The organism is Stenotrophomonas sp. YJH_SMC_17 (genome assembly GCF_059371655.1).
Genome location: NZ_JCAFUU010000002.1, coordinates 446,041 through 463,778, shown reverse-complemented (window position 1 = coordinate 463,778; position 17,738 = coordinate 446,041). Strand labels below are relative to the sequence as shown.

Genomic DNA, 17,738 nt, shown 5'->3' with positions numbered 1-17,738 from the left:
CAAAGTGGCCCCCGATTATAGGGGCTGGCGCCCGCGGCGGCATCCGTTGCGGCGGAAACGATCGGGCCGCAGCCGGTATGATGGAGCCCATTTCGCGCGGGAGCCCTCATGTTCAATCGCAATGCCGGCATCATCCTGCTGATCGCCCTGGCCGCGGGGCTCGGCCTGCTGGCCGCCCAGCAGGTGTTCGCGCCGAAGCCGCCGGCCAATGCCCCGGCCACCGAAGCGATCACCCTGTACCCGCAACCGCGGGAGCTGCCCGATTTCAACCTGGCCCAGTCCGATGGCACCCGCCTGATCCCGGGCGAACTGAAGGGCCACTGGACCCTGGTGTTCCTGGGCTTCACCTTCTGCCCGGACGTGTGCCCCACCACCCTGGCCGAGCTGGCCGGCGCGCAGAACCAGTGGGAAGCCCTGCCTGACACCCTGCGCCCGCGCGTGCTGTTCATCTCGGTCGACCCGGACCGCGACAGCGCCACCCGCCTGGGCGAGTACGTGCACGGCTTCCACAAGGACACCCTGGCCGCCACCGCCGACGTTCCTTCGCTGGAGCGCTTTGCCACCTCGCTGGGCTTCGTGTTCCAGAAGGTGCCGGGCAAGCACTTTGACGAGAACCCCGAGGATTACACCGTCGAGCATTCGGCCAGCCTGGCCGTGCTCGACCCGCAGGGCCGCCTTGCCGGCCTGGTGCGCCCCCCGTTCAACGCGCCGGCCATCGCCCGCGACCTGCAGAAGCTGACCGAGAAAACCGCCCCATGAGCCTCACCACCGCCCTGACGTACGCCCTGCCCCACCGCCTGCTGTCCTCGATGGCGCGTTCGCTGGCGTACTCGGACGATCCGCGCGTGTCGCGCTGGCTGATCGACACGGTCACCCGCAAGTTCAACGTCAACCTGGACGAAGCAGCCAACCCGGACCCGCGCAGCTATGCGACCTTCAACCAGTTCTTCACCCGTGCGCTGAAGCCGGGCGCGCGCGTGGCCGATGCCGATCCGCGCAGCCTGGTGATGCCGGCCGACGGCCGCATCAGCCAGCTGGGGAAGATCGAGGCCGGCCGCATCTTCCAGGCCAAGGGCCAATCGTTCACCGCCGCCGAGCTGCTGGGCAGCGACGAGGACGCCAAGCCGTACAACGACGGCCTGTACGCCACCGTGTATCTGTCGCCGCGCGACTATCACCGCGTGCACATGCCGTGGACCGGCACCCTGCGCGAGACCGTGCACGTGCCGGGTCGCCTGTTCAGCGTCGGCCCGGCCGCGGTGAACGGCGTGCCGCGCTTGTTTGCCCGCAACGAGCGCCTGGTCTGCCACTTCGACACCAGCTTTGGCCCGATGGTCAGCGTGATGGTCGGCGCACTGCTGGTGTCCGGCGTGGAAACGGTGTGGAGCGGCGAGGAGATTCCGGCCTACGGCGACCGCATCACCCGCAAGGACTACCGTGGCCAGGGCATCAAGCTGGAGCGCTTCGCCGAGATGGCGCGCTTCAACTACGGCTCCACCGTCATCGTGCTGCTGCCGCCGGGCGTGGCCGAGTTCGCCCCGCAGCTGGGCGCCGAAAGCCCGGTGCAGCTGGGCCAGGCACTGGCAACGCTGCGCTGAGGAAGCGGCAATACCGGGCCTGTAGAGCCGAGCCCATGCTCGGCTGTTTTTGCCGGCAGCCGAGCATGGGCTCGGCTCTACGGAAAGCGGTCCGTTACTGCAGGGCCGGGGCTGGGCCCACGTCCATGCCGTCGTAGTCTTCCACGCCCTTCTCCGCAGCCAGCGCAGCGAATTCCTGGTTGCGACGGTCCAGCGACGCTTCGTCGTGGATCTCCACGCGCTCCACGTGCAGCACGTGGAAGGGCGCGTCACCCTCTTCCGGCTCCTGCTCGAACAGCTCAACGAAGCTGTAACCCTGCGCCTGCAGGTGCTCGGCCAATGCCTGCAAGGGCTCGGCAGTGGAGTGCACGAAGAAGTACCCCCACAGCAACGGGCCGGTGATGTCCCAGTCGGTGTTTTCGCGAAGGTTGGCGAACAGGTTGCGGGTGTCTTCGAGGTCCATGCGGATTCCAGGGGTCGGGGGATTACTTGTCGCAGCCCTGCAGCTTCAGCGTCTGGCCGTGGCGCAGGCTGTAGGCCGGGGCCTTCAGGCCATTGGCGCGGGCCAGGGTCGGCACGTCGCACTGGAATTTCGCCGCGATGGCGCCCAGGGTCTCGCCCTTGCCCACCTTGTGGCTGCGCACCGGCTTCGGGCGCGCCGTCGGGCGCGGGGCCGCCACCGGCGCCACCGGCGCCACCGGGGTGGTCGGCACGCTGGTGGACGCGGCCGCATCGGCCACCGGCACCACACCGCCCACGGCCACGCTGCCGGTGTAGCTGGCAGCGGTCGGACGCTTGATCGCTGCGTTCAGATCGGCGGTGATCAGGGTACGGGCCAGGTCGGCACGCGGGCCGCTGACGCAGTTGCGCTGGTACAGGCCGGCGATGCGCGTCGTCGCGTTGATCAGCGTGCCGGCCGGAATCCAGCCGTCGGCTTCGTAGCGCGGGTTGAGGTTGCGCAGCGCGCGCATGTAGCCATCGCGGGTACCGTGGCTGCCCAGGCAGATGGTCAGTTCGTAGATGGTGGTGGACTTGGCCAGGCGCAGCGTAGCCGGCTGTGCGCTGATCTTCGGGAATTCCACGCCGTACTGCTGCGGGTGCAGGAAGATCCAGGCCGCCGCGATCACCATCGGCACATAGTCCTTGGTCTCGCCGGGGAACTGGTTGTAGACGCTGTCGGTCCAGAAACTCTGCCCGCCGCTCTGCTTGAACACGCGCGCCGCACGGCCCTCACCGCCGTTGTAGGCAGCCACCGACATTTCCACGTTGTTGTTCAGTTCGCGCAGGCGTTCGTTGAGATAGCTGGCGCTGGCCTCGGCGGCGCTGCGCGCATCGAAGCGCGTATCGAAGCCGGTGCCATCCGGGCCCAGGCCGAAACGACGACCGGTGGCCGGCATGAACTGCATCAGGCCCGCGGCGCCGGCACGTGAGGACGCATGCACGCGGCCGTTGGATTCCTTGGCCATGATGCCGAACAGCAGCGCCTCGGGCAGGCCGCGCTTTTCCCATTCCGGCCACATCACCGCGCGCAGGTTCTGGTAGTTCTCGTAGCTGGTCAGCAGCGCCGGGCGCATGTCGGTCAGCCAGCGGCGGATGCCCGCCTGCACGGCAGGGTTGTACTCGACCATGGTGTCGAAGGCGTGCCGCTTGTCGTTGAGCAGCGCGGCGGCGCGGGCGGCCTCGGGCACGTCGGCGGTGAGCGGGCCGATATGGTCGGGGTCGGCCTCCAGGCGGTCACCGCTCTCGTCGGCCACCTCATCGTTGCCTGCCGCATCGGCGTCGTGCTTGAGCAGGCGCTTGTAGCTTGCCAGCAGGGTGCCCATCTGGCAGCCCTTCTGCTTCACGCAGTCGTTGAGGACGTCTTCCATGTCCTCCAGCGCGGCATCAGCCTCGTTGCTGCCCTTCGGGTCGGAATTGGCGACCAGCAACAGGGCGTCGCTGTAGCGCTTCTCGGCGGCAGTCATGCGCTGCTGCAGCGCATCCACCTTCACCTTGTCCCGGGCCGAAACCCGCTGCGCATGGGCGTCGGGTGCCAGGGAAACCAGGCCGGCCAGGGCCAGCAGCGGCCAACCACGGGAAATCAGGACAGGAACGGGCATTGATGGCACTGTGTGCGAAACAGGCAGGCAGAGTAGCGGCGCCGCCAAGGTCCGGGCAAGCCGACCTTCGGCCCGTCTCCGCCGACGGTTAACATTGGGCTATTCACCACAAGGGCTGGACCATGGATCCGATTCTGCTCGGCAAAGGCATTACCGACGATATTGCCGTCACCCTGCTGCCGAAACTCGGCAACCGCCACGGCCTGGTGGCCGGCGCCACCGGCACCGGCAAGACGGTGACCCTGATGACCCTGGCCGAGGGTTTCTCGCGGCTGGGCGTACCGGTATTCCTGGCCGATGTGAAGGGCGATGTGTCCGGCCTGGCGGTGCCCGGCACCGGCGCCGAGACCCTGCTCCAGCGCGCCGCCGAGATCGGTGTGGCGGACTATGCGCCGGCCGGAAGCCCCACCATTTTCTGGGACCTGTACGGCAAGCTCGGCCACCCGGTGCGCACCACGGTCAGCGAGATGGGCCCGACCCTGCTGGCGCGCATCCTTGAGTTGAACGACACCCAGTCCGGCGTGCTCGACATCGTGTTCAAGCTGGCCGACGACCGTGGCCTGCTGCTGCTGGACATGGACGACCTGCGCGCCCTGCTCGGCCTGGTGGCCGAGGAGCGCAAGGACATCTCCACCGAGTACGGCCTGGTCAGCGCGCAGTCGATCGCCGCGATCCAGCGTTCGGTGCTGCGCCTGGCGCAGGACGGCGGCGAGAATTTCTTCGGCGAACCGGCACTGGAACTGGCCGACATCATGCGGGTCAATCACGACGGCCGCGGCATGATCGGCATCCTCGCCGCCGACCAGCTGGTGCTCAAGCCCAAGCTCTATTCCACCTTCCTGCTGTGGCTGCTGTCGGAACTGTTCGAGCAGCTGCCGGAAGTGGGCGACCTGGACAAGCCGAAGCTGGTCTTCATCTTCGACGAAGCCCACCTGTTGTTCGACGACGCGCCCGCGTCGCTGGTGCAGCGCATCGAGCAGGTGGTGCGGCTGATCCGCTCCAAGGGCGTGGGCGTTTATTTCTGCTCGCAGTTCCCTGATGACGTGCCGGGCAACATCCTCGGCCAGCTCGGCAACCGCGTGCAGCACGCGCTGCGTGCGTTCACCCCGCGCGACCAGAAGGCAGTGAAGACCGCTGCCGAAACCTTCGTGCCGAACCCGAAGCTGGACGTGGCCAAGGTGCTCAGCCAGCTCGGCACCGGCGAGGCGCTGGTGTCCACGCTGCAGGACAAGGGTGTGCCGATGCCGGTGCAGCAGACGATGATCGCGCCGCCGCGCTGCCGGATGGGACCGATCACCGAGACCGAGCGTACCCAGGTGCGTGCCGGCAGCCCGGTCGGCAGTCGTTACGACACGGCGATCAACCGTGAATCGGCCGCCGAACTGCTGGCCCAGCGCGCGCAGAAGACGGTCGAGCAGGCGCAGGCGCCGGCCGCCCGCAGCCGCGAGCAGGACGAAGCGCAGGAAGGCGGTTTCGGCCAGGCGATCAAGGATGCGATTTTCGGCACCAAGCGCCGCCAGGGCATGATCGAGACGATGGCCAAGCAGACCACGCGCACGGTCGGCACCAAGCTGGGCAACCAGATCGTGCGCGGCATCCTGGGTGGCATTTTCGGCGGCAAGCGCTGAGTTGCACCCGTTGGTGTCAGAGCCCTTTCCGTGTGAAAGGGATCTGACCCCGGGGTCGGATCCCTTCCGCAAGGAAGGGCTCTGACCGCTCTCCCCTTCGTCATCCAGAAAAGAAGTCGCACTGCATGTCCCGCTGGCGTCCCCCCGCAGAAAAGAGCACCGCCCTGATCACCGCCTCCGGGCATGCGCGCCTGAAGGCCGAACTGGATGACCTGTGGCGGGTGCGTCGCCCCGAGGTGGTGAAGGCGCTGGCCGCCGCCGCGGCCGAGGGCGACCGCTCCGAGAACGCCGAGTACACCTACCGCAAGAAACAGCTGGGTGAGATCGACCGCCGCGTGCGCTACCTGACCAAGCGGCTGGAATCGCTGCGCGTGGTCGACACCACACCGACCGATCCGCAGGCGGTGTTCTTCGGCGCGTGGGTGGAGCTGGAAAACGTCGACAGCGGCGACACCAGCCGCTATCGCATTGTCGGGCCGGATGAGACGGACGCGGGGCTTGGCTGGATCAGCATCGATTCGCCACTGGCGCGCGCGCTGCTGAAGAAGCGCCTGGATGACGAGTTCTCGGTGGAACTGCCCGGCGGGCTGTTCACCTTCGCGGTGATCGGCGTGGAATATGCCGCGTGACCGGCAACGAAACCGGGTCCTGTAGAGTCTACTGTCAGTCGACTACCGCGCGAAGCGCGGCACAAACCTCCGCAGCCGGACAGCAAACGCACCGCGATCCCCATCGCGGTTGATGACTCACCGATGCCAGCTGTCAGTCGTGCACGACATCGGAACGAAGAGCAGTCGACTGAAAGTCGACGCTACAGGGCCGTGTGCACCGGTGGCGGATACTGGCGCCCGGCACGCAACGGGCGGAAGTAATCGGTGTTGGCGTAGAAGGTGGCATCCTGCCCTTCATGCCAGTCGGGAATACCCGCCAGGGGCAGCGGTCGCAGCTGCAACGGATCGGTCAGCACCCTGCCCCCACCGATGGCCGCAGTGACTTCGGCAATGCAGGCATTGTCATCCCTGCCTTGTACCACCACGCATTTGCCCACCAGCAGACGCCCCGGGAGGAGCGCCTGTTCCATCAACGCGTGACCGAACACCGTGGCGATGGCGATGTCCCCGTTCTGCCAGCGCGCCGGCTCGAACACTGCAGGCCAGTCATGCGCGTCCCACGCGGCCAGCAGGGTGCCCTCGCGCATACGCACGATCACCCCGCTCTCGTCGAACTGGGTCAGTGCGGCCTGCGCACGATTGCGCTGACCTGCAGGCATGGCGTCGATATGCAGGCACTGCTGCACGTTGAGTACATGCTTGAGCTGCGGATGGCGCGCCCAGGCCAGTGCATTGAACAGGTCATGCCAGTTGTCGGCACGGGTGGCGATACGCCCCTGCGCGATGCGCGCTTCGTAATGCAGGCCGTCGGCCAGCAGCGCGGCGTCCTGTTCCACCAGGCGCTTGCCCGGGACGGCCAGGCGTGCATCAAGCGCCGCGATGGACGGCCATGCTGTGCCGTCCAGCAGATCGCGGAAGTCATGCAGTCCGGCAAACAGCGGATGCTCGAACCGCCGCGCAGCTACCGCCGCGCGTGGCGGCGGCACGAAGCGCCGGGAACCGCCGCCGTCGCCGGTGGCGGTCGGCGCAAGGGTCACAGCACCTTGAGGTCGAACGCCGGACGCGTGGCACTGGCCAGCGCGTCACCATACAGGTCGTGTTCGTCGCTCTCGGTGATCTCCACGTCGACGAACTCACCCACGCGCAGCGGCACCTGGTCGGCGTTCTGGATGTGCACCAGACCGTCGATCTCCGGCGCATCGGCCCTGGAACGGGCCACCGCGATATCACCTTCGATGGCATCGACCAGGCACTGCTGCACGGTACCGATCTTGGCTTCCAGGCGCGCGGCGGAAATCTGCGCCTGCTTCTCCATGAAACGGGCCAGGCGCTCCTGCTTCACTTCTTCCGGCACGGCATCGGGCAGGTCGTTGGCGGTGGCACCCTCGACCGGCGAGTAGGCGAACGCGCCCACGCGGTCCAACTGCGCCTCGTCCAGGAACGACAGCAGCTCTTCGAACTCGGCCTCGGTCTCGCCCGGGAAGCCGACGATGAAGGTCGAACGCACGGTGATGTCCGGCGCGATGCGGCGCCAGTTCTGCACGCGCTCCAGGGTCTTCTCGACTGCGCCGGGGCGCTTCATCAGGCGCAGGATGCGCGGACTGGCGTGCTGGAACGGAATGTCCAGGTACGGCAGGATGCGGTTTTCGGCCATCAGCGGCACCACCTCGTCCACGTGCGGGTACGGGTAGACGTAGTGCATGCGCACCCACGCATCCAGCTCGGACAGGCCTTCGCACAGCGCCTTCAGGCGGGTCTGGTAGGCCTTGTTGCGCCACATCTTCTCGGCGTACTTCACGTCCACGCCGTAAGCGGAGGTGTCCTGCGACACCACCAGCAGCTCACGCACGCCGCCGCGCACCAGGCGCTCGGCTTCACGCAGTACCTCGTCCACCGGGCGCGAGACCAGCTTGCCGCGCATCGACGGAATGATGCAGAAGCTGCACGTGTGGTTGCAGCCTTCGGAAATCTTCAGGTAGGCGTAGTGGCGCGGGGTCAGCTTGATACCGTAGTCCGGCACCAGGTCCACGAACGGATCATGCTTGGGCGGCAGCGCTTCGTGCACCGCCTCCATCACGCTCTGGTAGTCCTGCGGGCCGGACACGGCCAGCACGTTCGGGTACGCCTCGCGGATCTGCTCCGGGCGCTTGCCCAGGCAACCGGTGACGATGACCTTGCCGTTCTGGTTCATCGCCTCGCCGATCGCATCCAGCGACTCGGTCACCGCCGAATCGATGAAGCCGCAGGTGTTGACCACCACCACGTCGGCCGAATCATAGGACGGCACGATGTCGTAGCCTTCCGAGCGAAGCTGGGTCAGGATGCGTTCGGAATCGACAAGGGCCTTCGGGCAGCCAAGGCTGACGAAGCCGACTTTGGGGTTCAGCTGGGACATGGAATCGCGGGACTCTGGGGGCCTGGGCCCCTGCCGGCATGGCAGGGGTTCCTGGGGGCCGGGGCCTGAAAGGGCGCCAGTATACCGGGGTTGGCGGCCTCGCTCTGAACGGCCAGCCGCCCGATCGCGCACAGCCACTGACACCGCGCTAACCCGCGCAGCACCGACAATGCAGCCCTGTCCCCTGCAACGAGAGTAGATGACGATGGCCGAATGGATCACCCTGGATACGCACCACGGCGCGGTACGGGCCTGGCAGGCGCTCCCCGAAGGCACCCCGCGCGGCGGGCTGGTGGTGGTGCAGGAAATCTTCGGCGCCAACCCGCACATCCGCGGCGTGGCCGAGCGCTTCGCCGCCGAGGGCTACGCGGTGCTGGCACCGTCGTTCTTCGACCTGGTCGATGGCCCGGAATCCGACCCTGATGCACTGCCCTACAGCCCCGAGGGCGTGAAGGACGGCCTGGAGCGGGTCAACACCCTGGGCATGGAGAAGGCGCTGGAAGTGGTCCGCGCCGCGGCGACGCGCCTGACCCCCTACGGCAAGGTCGGCACCGTCGGCTACTGCTGGGGCGGCAGCGTGGCCCTGCTGGCGGCGATGCGCCTGGGCCTGCCCTCGGCCAGCTACTACGGCGGCCGCAACGTCAATTTCCTCGATGAGACGCCGAAGGCCCCGGTCATCTTCCATTTCGGCGCCCAGGACAAGAGCATCCCGCCGGAAGCCGTGCAGGCCCACCGCGAAAAGCTGCCGCAGATGGCCACTTTCGTCTATCCGGCCGACCACGCCTTCAACCGGGAGGTCGGACATGCGTATGATCCAGACAGCGCCGCCCTGGCGCTGCAACGCACCCTGGACTTCTTCTCGGAGCATCTTGGATGAGCGATTTCGAACTCGATTCACGCTTGGCCACCGATAGCGTGCTGGTGGCTGAAGGACCGTTGTCGCAAGTGCGGCTGATGAACGACGAACGATTCCCCTGGCTGGTGCTGGTACCGCGCCTGGCCGGGGTCACCGAGTGGATCGAGCTGGACGGCGAACAGCAGGACAAGCTGCGCACCGAGCTCAACCGCGCCTGCAAGGCCCTGAAGGGCTCCGACGGGGTGGAGAAGATCAACATCGGCGCGCTGGGCAACATCGTGCGCCAGCTGCACTTCCACGTGATCGGTCGCCATGACGGTGATCCGGCCTGGCCGGGCCCGGTCTGGGGCAGCGGCCCGGCGCACCGCTACGAGGCGGCGGCACTGGACCAGCATGTCGCCTACTGGAAGGAACGGCTAGGATATCCAGCCCACACCTGAGCCTTCGCCGACCCGATGCGATTCAACCTCGTTGCCGCCATCCTGCTGATCCTGATCGGCCTGTTCATGCTCGCCAGCAATCTCGGCTGGACGCACCTGAACCTGTCCAAGCTACTGCTGACCTGGTGGCCAGTGGCGCTGGTGGGTGTCGGCATCGCGATGCTGTTCGGTCGCGGCAAGTAAGGTGGCGCCGGGCCATGCCCGGCGAACGCACCGCGAGACCCATGTGAAAACGCCGGGCATGGCCCGGCGTTTTCGTCATGCGATGACGCGGGCGATCAGGTCCGCGGCAGGGTTACGCCGGTCTGGCCCTGGTACTTGCCGCCGCGGTCCTTGTACGAGGTCTCGCAGACGTCATCGGCCGCCGCCTGGAAGAACAGCATCTGCGCCACGCCCTCGTTGGCGTAGATGCGCGCCGGCAGCGGCGTGGTGTTGCTGAATTCCAGGGTGACGTGGCCTTCCCATTCCGGCTCCAGCGGCGTCACGTTGACGATGATGCCGCAGCGCGCGTAGGTGCTCTTGCCCAGGCACACCACCAGGGTGTCGCGCGGGATGCGGAAATACTCCACGGTGCGTGCCAGCGCGAAGCTGTTCGGCGGGATGATGCACTCATCACCGACGATATCGACGAAGCTGCCCGGATCGAAGTGCTTGGGATCGACGATGGTCGAGTTGATGTTGGTGAACACCTTGAACTCGCGCGAGCAGCGCACGTCGTAGCCGTAGCTGGAGGTGCCGTAGCTGACGATGCGCTCGCCGTTGGCCTGCTTGACCTGCCCGGCCTCGAACGGCTCGATCATGCCGTGCTGCTCGGACATGCGGCGGATCCAACGGTCACTCTTGATGCTCATGCTCTGTCCTGGGGGTGCGAGGGGGCGCGAGGATTCTAGCAGGGGGCCGGGCGTCGCCGCCGGCCCCGCCGAGGTGCTTACAGCAGCGACGACAGGATCGGAATCGAGGCTCGCGGGCGCTTGCCCACTTCCTCGATCAGGCGCTGCGCGGCGTGGCGGTAGGCCTGTGCCGGTACCGAATCGGGCTGGGCCACGGTGATCGGGGTGCCGGCATCGCCCTGTTCGCGGATGCCGATCTGCAGCGGCAGCGAGCCGAGCAACGGCACGCCGTACCGGGCGGCCATGCGTTCGCCGCCACCTTCGCCGAACAGGTGTTCGACATGCCCGCAGTTGCTGCAGGTATGTACCGCCATGTTCTCGACGATGCCCAGCACCGGCACCTCGACCTTCTCGAACATCTTCAGCGCCTTCTTCGCATCCAGCGTGGCGATGTCCTGCGGCGTGGTGACGATCACCGCACCGGCCAACGGAATCTTCTGGGTCAGGGTCAGCTGGATGTCACCGGTACCCGGCGGCAGGTCGATCAGCAGGTAGTCCAGATCGTCCCACAGGGTGTCGTTGAACAGCTGGGTCATCGCCGAGGTGGCCATCGGCCCGCGCCAGATCATCGGCGTGTCCTCCTCGATCAGGTAGCCGATCGACATGGTGTCCACGCCGAACGCGCGCAGCGGCTCGATGCTCTTGTTGTCCGGGCTTTCCGGGCGACCTGACAGGCCCAGCATGGCCGGCACGCTGGGGCCGTAGATGTCCGCATCCAGCACACCCACCCGGGCGCCCAGCTGCTGCAGTGCGACCGCCAGATTGACCGCCGTGGTCGACTTGCCGACACCGCCCTTGCCCGAGCCGACCGCAATGACATTGCGGATGCGGGCATGTGGCGTCAGTCCCTTCTGGACCTGGCTGGCATGGGGACGGCGGGGAGAACTGTTCACAACGGGCACCAGCGGTATCGAGGGGGATAACCCAACATCATACAAGCTGGACGTAGCCTGACTGAAATTCAGGATTGCTACAGATTCGTGCACAGCTTGTTAAGTTCATGTTACGTTCGCTGAGCACTGGTTTTGGGCTGCGTCGCTGTTTCACGGCGCGCACGATGGCGCATGCGCAGTGCCGTATTCGTATTTGCTCTTTGAACGGAACTACATGAAAGACCTTCGCAATTCCGCACGTCGCAACACCCTCGCTGTCGCCTTGATCTCCGCCCTGGTCGCCGCCTCGCCGGCAATGGCCCAGGACAAGGCCACCAACCTGGACAAGATCACCGTCACCGGTTCGCTGATCCCGCAGACCCAGGTTGAGACCCAGACCCCGGTCATGACCATCAGCGCTGAAGCCATCCAGTCGCGCGGCTTCAACAGCGTCGCCGAAGTGCTGCAGCAGTCCTCGCTGACCACCGGCGGCATCCAGGGCGGCCAGACCTCCGCCTCGTTCACCCAGGGCGCCGAAGCCGCTGGCATGTTCGGCCTGAATCCGGGGTACACCAAGTACCTGATCAACGGCCGCCCGATGATGTCCTACCCGGCGCTGTACAACGGCGGCGACGCGTTCAACAACATCAGCGGCATTCCGATCGACATCGTCGAGCGCATCGAAGTCCTGCCGGGTGGCCAGTCCTCCCTGTACGGTTCGGACGCGATCGCCGGCGTGGTCAACATCATCCTGAAGGACCACATGGAAGGCGGCAGCCTGTCCGTGCGTGGCGGCACCTCCACCGAAGGCGGTGGCAGCAGCTTCCGCATCAGTGGTGCCCACGGCTTCTCGGCGCTGGACGACCGCTTCAATGCACTGGTCAACGTGCAGATCGAAAGCAGCAACCCGATCTGGGGTTACCAGCGTGACCTGACCAAGCAGAACAACACCCACGGCTACACCGCACAGCTGCCGTCGAACGACTTCGCCGTCATCGACGCCAAGACCAATGCGCTGTACATGATGGATCCGGGCAACTGCGCCAATGTCGCCGGCCAGTTCGGCGGCACCACCGTGCTGGGCAACCGCCCGACCGGCCAGTCCTGCGGCTCGGTGTTCGGCGCCGGCTACAAGACCCTGAAGAACGGCAAGGACAGCGGCCAGTTCTATTCGTCGATGACCTTCGACGTGAACGACGACTTCCAGCTGTTCGCCGACGTGCTGTACAGCAAGGAAAAGACCGAATTCACCTCGGGCTCGAACTACCTGTGGTGGGGCACCAAGAGCACCATGGGCGGCTTCTACGACCAGGCGTCGGGCAAGCTGGTCAACCTGCAGCGCGCATTCGCTCCGGAAGACATCGGCGGCGAAGGCTACAAGAGCATCCTGAACAACGACAAGAGCCGTGCCTACCAGGTCACCCTGGGCGGCAAAGGCGCAGTCGGCAACTGGGACTACAGCCTGAGTTTCACCCGCGGTGAATACCGCCTGGATGAAAGCAAGTTCCAGCGCTTCGGCAATGCCATCAACAGCTACTTCGCCGACAAGGTGCTGGGCCCGCAGCTGGGCACCAAGGATGGCTTCGGCATCTACAACACCAACTGGGGCGCGTTCTACTCGCCGATCTCGCCGGAAGATTTCGCTGGCTTCACCGGTTACACCACCAACCACAGCCGCACCTGGCAGAACCTGGCGCGCGCACAGGTCACCAACGGTTCGCTGTTCTCGCTGCCGGGTGGCGATGCCGGCCTGGCCGTGGTCGTCGAAGGCGGCAGCGAAGGTTGGGACTACAGCCCCGACCAGCGCCTGCTGGACGGCGACGTGTGGGGCTCGTCGGCTGTTGCCGGCAATGGCCATCGCAGCAACTACGCGGTGACCAGCGAGCTGCGCATGCCGCTGCTGGAGTCGCTGACGGTGACCGCTTCCGGTCGCTATGACGCCTTCAAGATCGCCGACAACACCGTCGACAAGGCCACCTACAGCGTGGGCGTTGAGTTCCGTCCGATCGAAAGCCTGCTGTTCCGCGGCAAGTACGGCACCGCCTTCCGCGCGCCGACCCTGCCCGACGCCTTCCAGGGCCGCAGCGGCTACTACGCTGCCAACTCGACCGACTACTACCGTTGCGGCGAGCTGGGCTACACCCCGGGCAACACCGACGCCTGCCGCTACGCCGACAGCGTCTCGGTCTACTCCGAGCGTGCCGGCAACCCGGACCTGGAGCCGATCACCGCCGACGTCTGGAACGCGGGCATCGTCTGGGCGCCGATGGCGAACCTGTCGATCTCGGCCGACTACTACAACTGGAAGATCGAGAACGAAGTCGATACGGCCAGCACCGACCAGCTGCTGCTGGCCGAGTACTACTGCCGCAACGGCCTGCCGAACGGCTCCTCGGCCACCTGCCAGAACGTGGCTGACTGGGTCACCCGTGATTCGGCCGGCAACCTGAGCTCGCTGTACACCCCGAAGATGAACGTGGCCCGCCAGAACCTGCAGGCCGTGACCGTCGGCTTCAAGTACCTGCAGGACATCGGCCGCTTCGGCTCGCTGCAGTTCTCGGGCAACTACACCAACATGCTGAAGCGTGAAGTGCAGGCGCAGCCGGGTGAGGACTTCCAGGACCTGCTGGGCAACCCGAAGTCGATGTGGAACTACGACAGCTACGCCAAGGTCCGTTCCGATGCGTCGGTGGCCTGGTCGCTGGACAAGTGGACCACCACGCTGTACGCGAACTACATCGGCCACACCCCGAACTACCTGGCAGGCCTGAACGGCTACGAGTACACCCACGCCGCGTCGGGCTACAAGGCAGGGAAGTGGGCTTCGTACACCACGTACAACCTGAGCGTGAACTACCGCGCGCAGGATGACCTGACCCTGTCGCTGATGGTCAACAACGTGTTCAACAAGATGCCCGAGCAGCAGGCCCACAGCTACCAGGGCACCTCCGGCACGCCGTTCAACAACTACCTGTACAACGTCTACGGCCGCACCGTGTACGTGCAGGCCAAGTACGACTTCGGCAAGTAATCCCGTCGTTTTCCGGGTTTGATTCCGGACCAGGCCCCGCTTCGGCGGGGCCTTTTTTTTGCCTCCGGCGGGCGATTGACGACGGGATCGCCACGCGCGTCAACCCCGCCTGGGGATGACGCAAACCATTGATGCAAAAGCATTCCCTGTAGTACGACAAGTTGCCCCGTACATCGGCATGTTTTGAAACACACCAAAACAATTGCCGCTACCCATTGATTCTCCAGCGCTTTTCAACCGCAAGGCCATTTGGCGAGATGACGGCCATGTGTTCGTAACGTTAAACGCGTGTTACGGTCCAGCTGAATGGAATGCAACTGAACAGTTCGTTAAACCGACAAGGAGGCCGGTCGCCAGGACATTGCTCACTACGGGAATTTTCCATGTCTCGCCATCGTTCCACACTCTCGCGCCACCCTCTGACCCTCGCCCTGCTCGGTACCCTGCTCGCCTCCGGTACAGCGCTGGCGCAAAGCGGCAACGGGCCGACCCAGCTTGACCGCGTCACCGTCACCGGCTCGCTGATTCCGCAGACCGAAATCGAGAACCACACGCCGGTCCTGACGGTGACCGCCGAGGACATCCAGACCCGCGGTTTCACCAGCGTGGCCGACGTGCTGCAGCAGTCCTCACTGTCCACGGGCGGCCTGCAGGGCGGCCAGACTTCGGCCTCGTTCACCCAGGGCGCTGAAGCGGCCGGCATGTTCGGCCTCAGCCCGGGCTACACCAAGTACCTCATCAATGGCCGCCCGATGCTTTCGTATCCGGCGCTTTACAACGGCGGCGATACGTTCAACAACATCAGCGGCATTCCGATCGACATCGTGGAGCGCATCGAGATCCTGCCGGGTGGCCAGTCCTCCCTGTATGGCTCGGATGCGATTGCCGGCGTGGTCAACATCATCCTCAAGGAGCGCATGGACGGCGGCGTGCTCAATGTCCGTGGCGGCGCCTACAGCGAGGGTGGTGGCAACAGTTTCCGCCTGAGCGGCGCACACGGGTTCAATGGCGTCGATGACCGCTTCCACGCGCTGGTCAACGTGCAATACGAAAAGACCAGCCCGATCTGGGGCTACCAGCGCGACCTGACCAAGGTCAACAATCCGGACGGCTACAGCCCGCAGTACGTTTCCAATGACTTCCTGGTGCTGCTGCCGGCCGCCAACAACCGCTACGCCATGATGGACCCGAACCTGTGCGCCAACGTGGCGGGCCAGTTCGACGGCACCACCGTGCTGGGCACCCGCCCGACCGGCCAGGCCTGCGGCTCTGCATACGGCACCGGCTACAAGACCATCAAGAACGGCAAGGAAAGCGCGCAGATCTACAGCTCTGCCACCTTTGACGTGAATGACAATCTCCAGCTGTTCGGTGATGCGCTGTACAGCCTGGAAGAGGTCAAGTATGCGACCGGCTCCAACTACACCTGGTGGGGCACCTCGTCCGGCTGGGGTCGCTTCTACGACCAGGCCAGCGGCCAGTACATGAACCTGCAGCGCGTGTTCGCGCCGGAAGACATCGGCGGCGCCGGCTACCGCGACATCATGAACACCGATCGAAACAAGGCCTACCAGGTGACACTGGGCGGCCGCGGCACGGCCGGCAACTGGGACTACAGCCTCAGCTTCACCCGCGGCGAGTACAAGCTGACCGAGCGCAACTTCGTGCGCTGGAACGACCCGATCAACGACTACTTCGAGCAGCGCGTGCTGGGCCCGGTGCTGGGCACCACCAGCACCGGCTACAACATCTACAGCCCGAACTGGGAAGCGTTCTACTCGCCACTGCCGAGCGGTGATTTCCAGAGCTTCACCGGTTACAGCTACAGCCAGAGCCGTACCTGGCAGAACCTGGCCCGGGCCCAGGTCACCAACGGGTCGCTGTTCAAGCTGCCCGGTGGCGACGCCGGTCTGGCGGTGGTGGTTGAAGGGGGCAGCGAAGGTTGGGACTACACCCCCGATCCGGGCCTGATGGATGGCAGCGTGTGGGGCACGACCGCAGTCTCCGGTGCCGGCCACCGCAGCAACTATGCCGTGACCGGCGAACTGCGCCTGCCGCTGCATGACACGCTGACGGTGACCGGATCCGGCCGCTACGACGCCTTCAAGATCGGCAGCAACACCGTCGACAAGTCCACCTACAGCATCGGCATCGAGTTCCGCCCGATCGAGAGCCTGCTGTTCCGTGGCAAGTACGGCACGGCCTTCCGCGCGCCGACCCTGTCCGATGCGTTCCAGGGCCGCAGCGGCTACTACGCCAACGGCTCCACCGACTACTACCGTTGCGGCCAGCTGGGTTACGACCCGGCCAACACCACCGGCTGCCCGTACGACAGCGTGTCGGTGTTCGGTACCCGCTCGGGCAACCCGGACCTGGAGCCGATCACCGCCGATGTCTGGAATGCGGGTGTGGTGTGGGCACCGATCAACAACCTGTCGCTGTCGGTCGACTACTACAACTGGAAGATCAAGAACGAGGTCGATACGCTCAGCTCCGACCAGCTGCTGCTGGCCGAGTACTACTGCCGCAACAACCAGGCCAACAACACCTCTGCCAGTTGCCAGAACGTCAACGACTGGATCACCCGTGACGCCTCCGGTGTGCTGGACGAGATCTACACCCCGAAGATGAACGTTGCCCGCCAGAACCTGGAAGCACTGACTGCCAGCTTCAAGTACGTGCAGGATATCGGTCGCTTCGGTTCGCTGCAGTTCTCGGCCAACTACACCGACATGCTCAAGCGCGAACTGCAGCCGCAGCCGGGTGATGATTTCCTGGACCTGCTGCGTGACCCGTACGCGATGTGGGTGTACGACTCTTACGCCAAGGTGCGCGCGGACGGCTCGATCGGCTGGGCCAAGGACAAGTGGACCACCACCCTGTATGCCAACTACATCGGCAAGACGCCGAACTACATGGCATACGTGGGCAATGGCTACGACTACGTCCACAGCTCCGGCTACAAGGCGGGCAAGTGGGGTTCCTACACCACTTACAACCTGAGCGTGAACTATCGCGCGATGGACAACCTGACCCTGTCGCTGATGGTCAACAACGTGTTCAACAAGATGCCGGACAACCAGCGCTTCAGCTACGCCGGTACCAGTGGCCAGCCGTACAACAACTACCTGTACAACGCCTATGGGCGTGCCATCTACGTGCAGGCCAAGTACGAGTTCGGCAGCCACTGAGGCCGGCCGGTACTGCATGGAAGACCCCGCTTCGGCGGGGTCTTTTTTTGCCTGTGCGGCACTGCCACGGCTGGGGAACATCTGGTAACTTCCGATTTCGTTCACATTACAGTCAGCTTCACTCAATCAGCGCGCTGCTAAAGGACAA

The 17,738-nt window shown here is 65.4% G+C and carries 15 protein-coding genes; 9 read left to right on the top strand and 6 right to left on the bottom strand.

The annotated features are described in order from the left end of the window. The first annotated feature begins 108 nt into the window (after positions 1–108). Together AC5P8Z_RS07130 and asd are read left to right on the top strand one after the other, a co-directional pair. Positions 109–759 carry an SCO family protein gene (locus AC5P8Z_RS07130; RefSeq protein WP_495228576.1) on the top strand — a complete coding sequence of 217 codons (651 nt, stop codon included), beginning with the start codon at positions 109–111 and terminating at the stop codon, positions 757–759. Continuing rightward, the gene (gene asd, locus AC5P8Z_RS07125) at positions 756–1,598 is read left to right on the top strand and encodes an archaetidylserine decarboxylase (RefSeq protein ID WP_197578321.1); all 843 of its coding nucleotides are present in this window, start codon (positions 756–758) and stop codon (positions 1,596–1,598) included. Before AC5P8Z_RS07130 ends, asd begins: the two co-directional genes overlap by 4 nt. Before the next feature lie 94 nt (positions 1,599–1,692). On the opposite strand, the gene AC5P8Z_RS07120 is transcribed toward asd, so the two are convergent. Beyond that, complete coding sequence (locus tag AC5P8Z_RS07120) at positions 1,693–2,040, bottom strand: ribonuclease E inhibitor RraB (protein ID WP_180865668.1); 348 nt, start codon at positions 2,038–2,040, stop codon at positions 1,693–1,695. Between the two features lie 22 nt (positions 2,041–2,062). Further along, positions 2,063–3,676, bottom strand: coding sequence for a transglycosylase SLT domain-containing protein (locus tag AC5P8Z_RS07115; protein ID WP_495228573.1), 1,614 nt, complete (start codon positions 3,674–3,676; stop codon positions 2,063–2,065). Positions 3,677–3,798: 122 nt separating this feature from the next. Here AC5P8Z_RS07115 and AC5P8Z_RS07110 point away from each other — a divergent pair, with 122 nt between their 5' ends. Next, a complete protein-coding gene (locus AC5P8Z_RS07110) occupies positions 3,799–5,304 on the top strand; it encodes a helicase HerA-like domain-containing protein (RefSeq protein WP_495228572.1) in 1,506 nt (501 codons plus the stop codon). A gap of 125 nt (positions 5,305–5,429) precedes the next feature. Continuing rightward, positions 5,430–5,933: a transcription elongation factor GreB gene (greB, locus tag AC5P8Z_RS07105; RefSeq protein ID WP_286069270.1), complete on the top strand. Its 504-nt coding sequence runs from the start codon at positions 5,430–5,432 to the stop codon at positions 5,931–5,933. Positions 5,934–6,115: 182 nt separating this feature from the next. On the opposite strand, the gene AC5P8Z_RS07100 is transcribed toward greB, so the two are convergent. Both AC5P8Z_RS07100 and rimO read right to left on the bottom strand, forming a co-directional pair. Then, positions 6,116–6,952 carry a DUF3025 domain-containing protein gene (locus AC5P8Z_RS07100; protein WP_295568579.1) on the bottom strand — a complete coding sequence of 279 codons (837 nt, stop codon included), beginning with the start codon at positions 6,950–6,952 and terminating at the stop codon, positions 6,116–6,118. Further along, a complete protein-coding gene (rimO, locus tag AC5P8Z_RS07095; protein WP_295568577.1) occupies positions 6,949–8,310 on the bottom strand; it encodes a 30S ribosomal protein S12 methylthiotransferase RimO in 1,362 nt (453 codons plus the stop codon). Before rimO ends, AC5P8Z_RS07100 begins: the two co-directional genes overlap by 4 nt. A gap of 205 nt (positions 8,311–8,515) precedes the next feature. Between rimO and AC5P8Z_RS07090 the strand changes: the two genes are divergently transcribed. The 3 genes from AC5P8Z_RS07090 to AC5P8Z_RS07080 are packed head-to-tail and all read left to right on the top strand — an operon-like array spanning position 8,516 to position 9,789. Further along, positions 8,516–9,187 (top strand): dienelactone hydrolase family protein, encoded by a 672-nt coding sequence (locus AC5P8Z_RS07090; RefSeq protein WP_295568620.1) that lies wholly within the window; start codon positions 8,516–8,518, stop codon positions 9,185–9,187. Further along, positions 9,184–9,606, top strand: coding sequence for an HIT domain-containing protein (locus AC5P8Z_RS07085; protein ID WP_164137230.1), 423 nt, complete (start codon positions 9,184–9,186; stop codon positions 9,604–9,606). Before AC5P8Z_RS07090 ends, AC5P8Z_RS07085 begins: the two co-directional genes overlap by 4 nt. Before the next feature lie 15 nt (positions 9,607–9,621). Beyond that, complete coding sequence (locus AC5P8Z_RS07080) at positions 9,622–9,789, top strand: LiaI-LiaF-like domain-containing protein (protein WP_005410498.1); 168 nt, start codon at positions 9,622–9,624, stop codon at positions 9,787–9,789. Positions 9,790–9,884: 95 nt separating this feature from the next. On the opposite strand, the gene dcd is transcribed toward AC5P8Z_RS07080, so the two are convergent. Together dcd and apbC are read right to left on the bottom strand one after the other, a co-directional pair. Then, positions 9,885–10,457, bottom strand: a complete 573-nt coding sequence (dcd, locus tag AC5P8Z_RS07075) for a dCTP deaminase (RefSeq protein ID WP_108750257.1) — start codon at positions 10,455–10,457, stop codon at positions 9,885–9,887. Between the two features lie 77 nt (positions 10,458–10,534). Then, on the bottom strand, positions 10,535–11,389 hold the full coding sequence (apbC, locus tag AC5P8Z_RS07070) for an iron-sulfur cluster carrier protein ApbC (protein ID WP_286069278.1): 855 nt from the start codon (positions 11,387–11,389) through the stop codon (positions 10,535–10,537). A 214-nt stretch (positions 11,390–11,603) separates the two neighbouring features. On the opposite strand from apbC, the gene AC5P8Z_RS07065 reads away from it, so the two are divergent. Both AC5P8Z_RS07065 and AC5P8Z_RS07060 read left to right on the top strand, forming a co-directional pair. After that, complete coding sequence (locus AC5P8Z_RS07065; RefSeq protein ID WP_295568571.1) at positions 11,604–14,399, top strand: TonB-dependent receptor domain-containing protein; 2,796 nt, start codon at positions 11,604–11,606, stop codon at positions 14,397–14,399. 383 nt (positions 14,400–14,782) lie between these two features. Further along, entirely contained in the window at positions 14,783–17,590 is a 2,808-nt protein-coding gene (locus tag AC5P8Z_RS07060; RefSeq protein WP_286069281.1) for a TonB-dependent receptor domain-containing protein, read from the top strand. Positions 17,591–17,738: the final 148 nt, after the last annotated feature.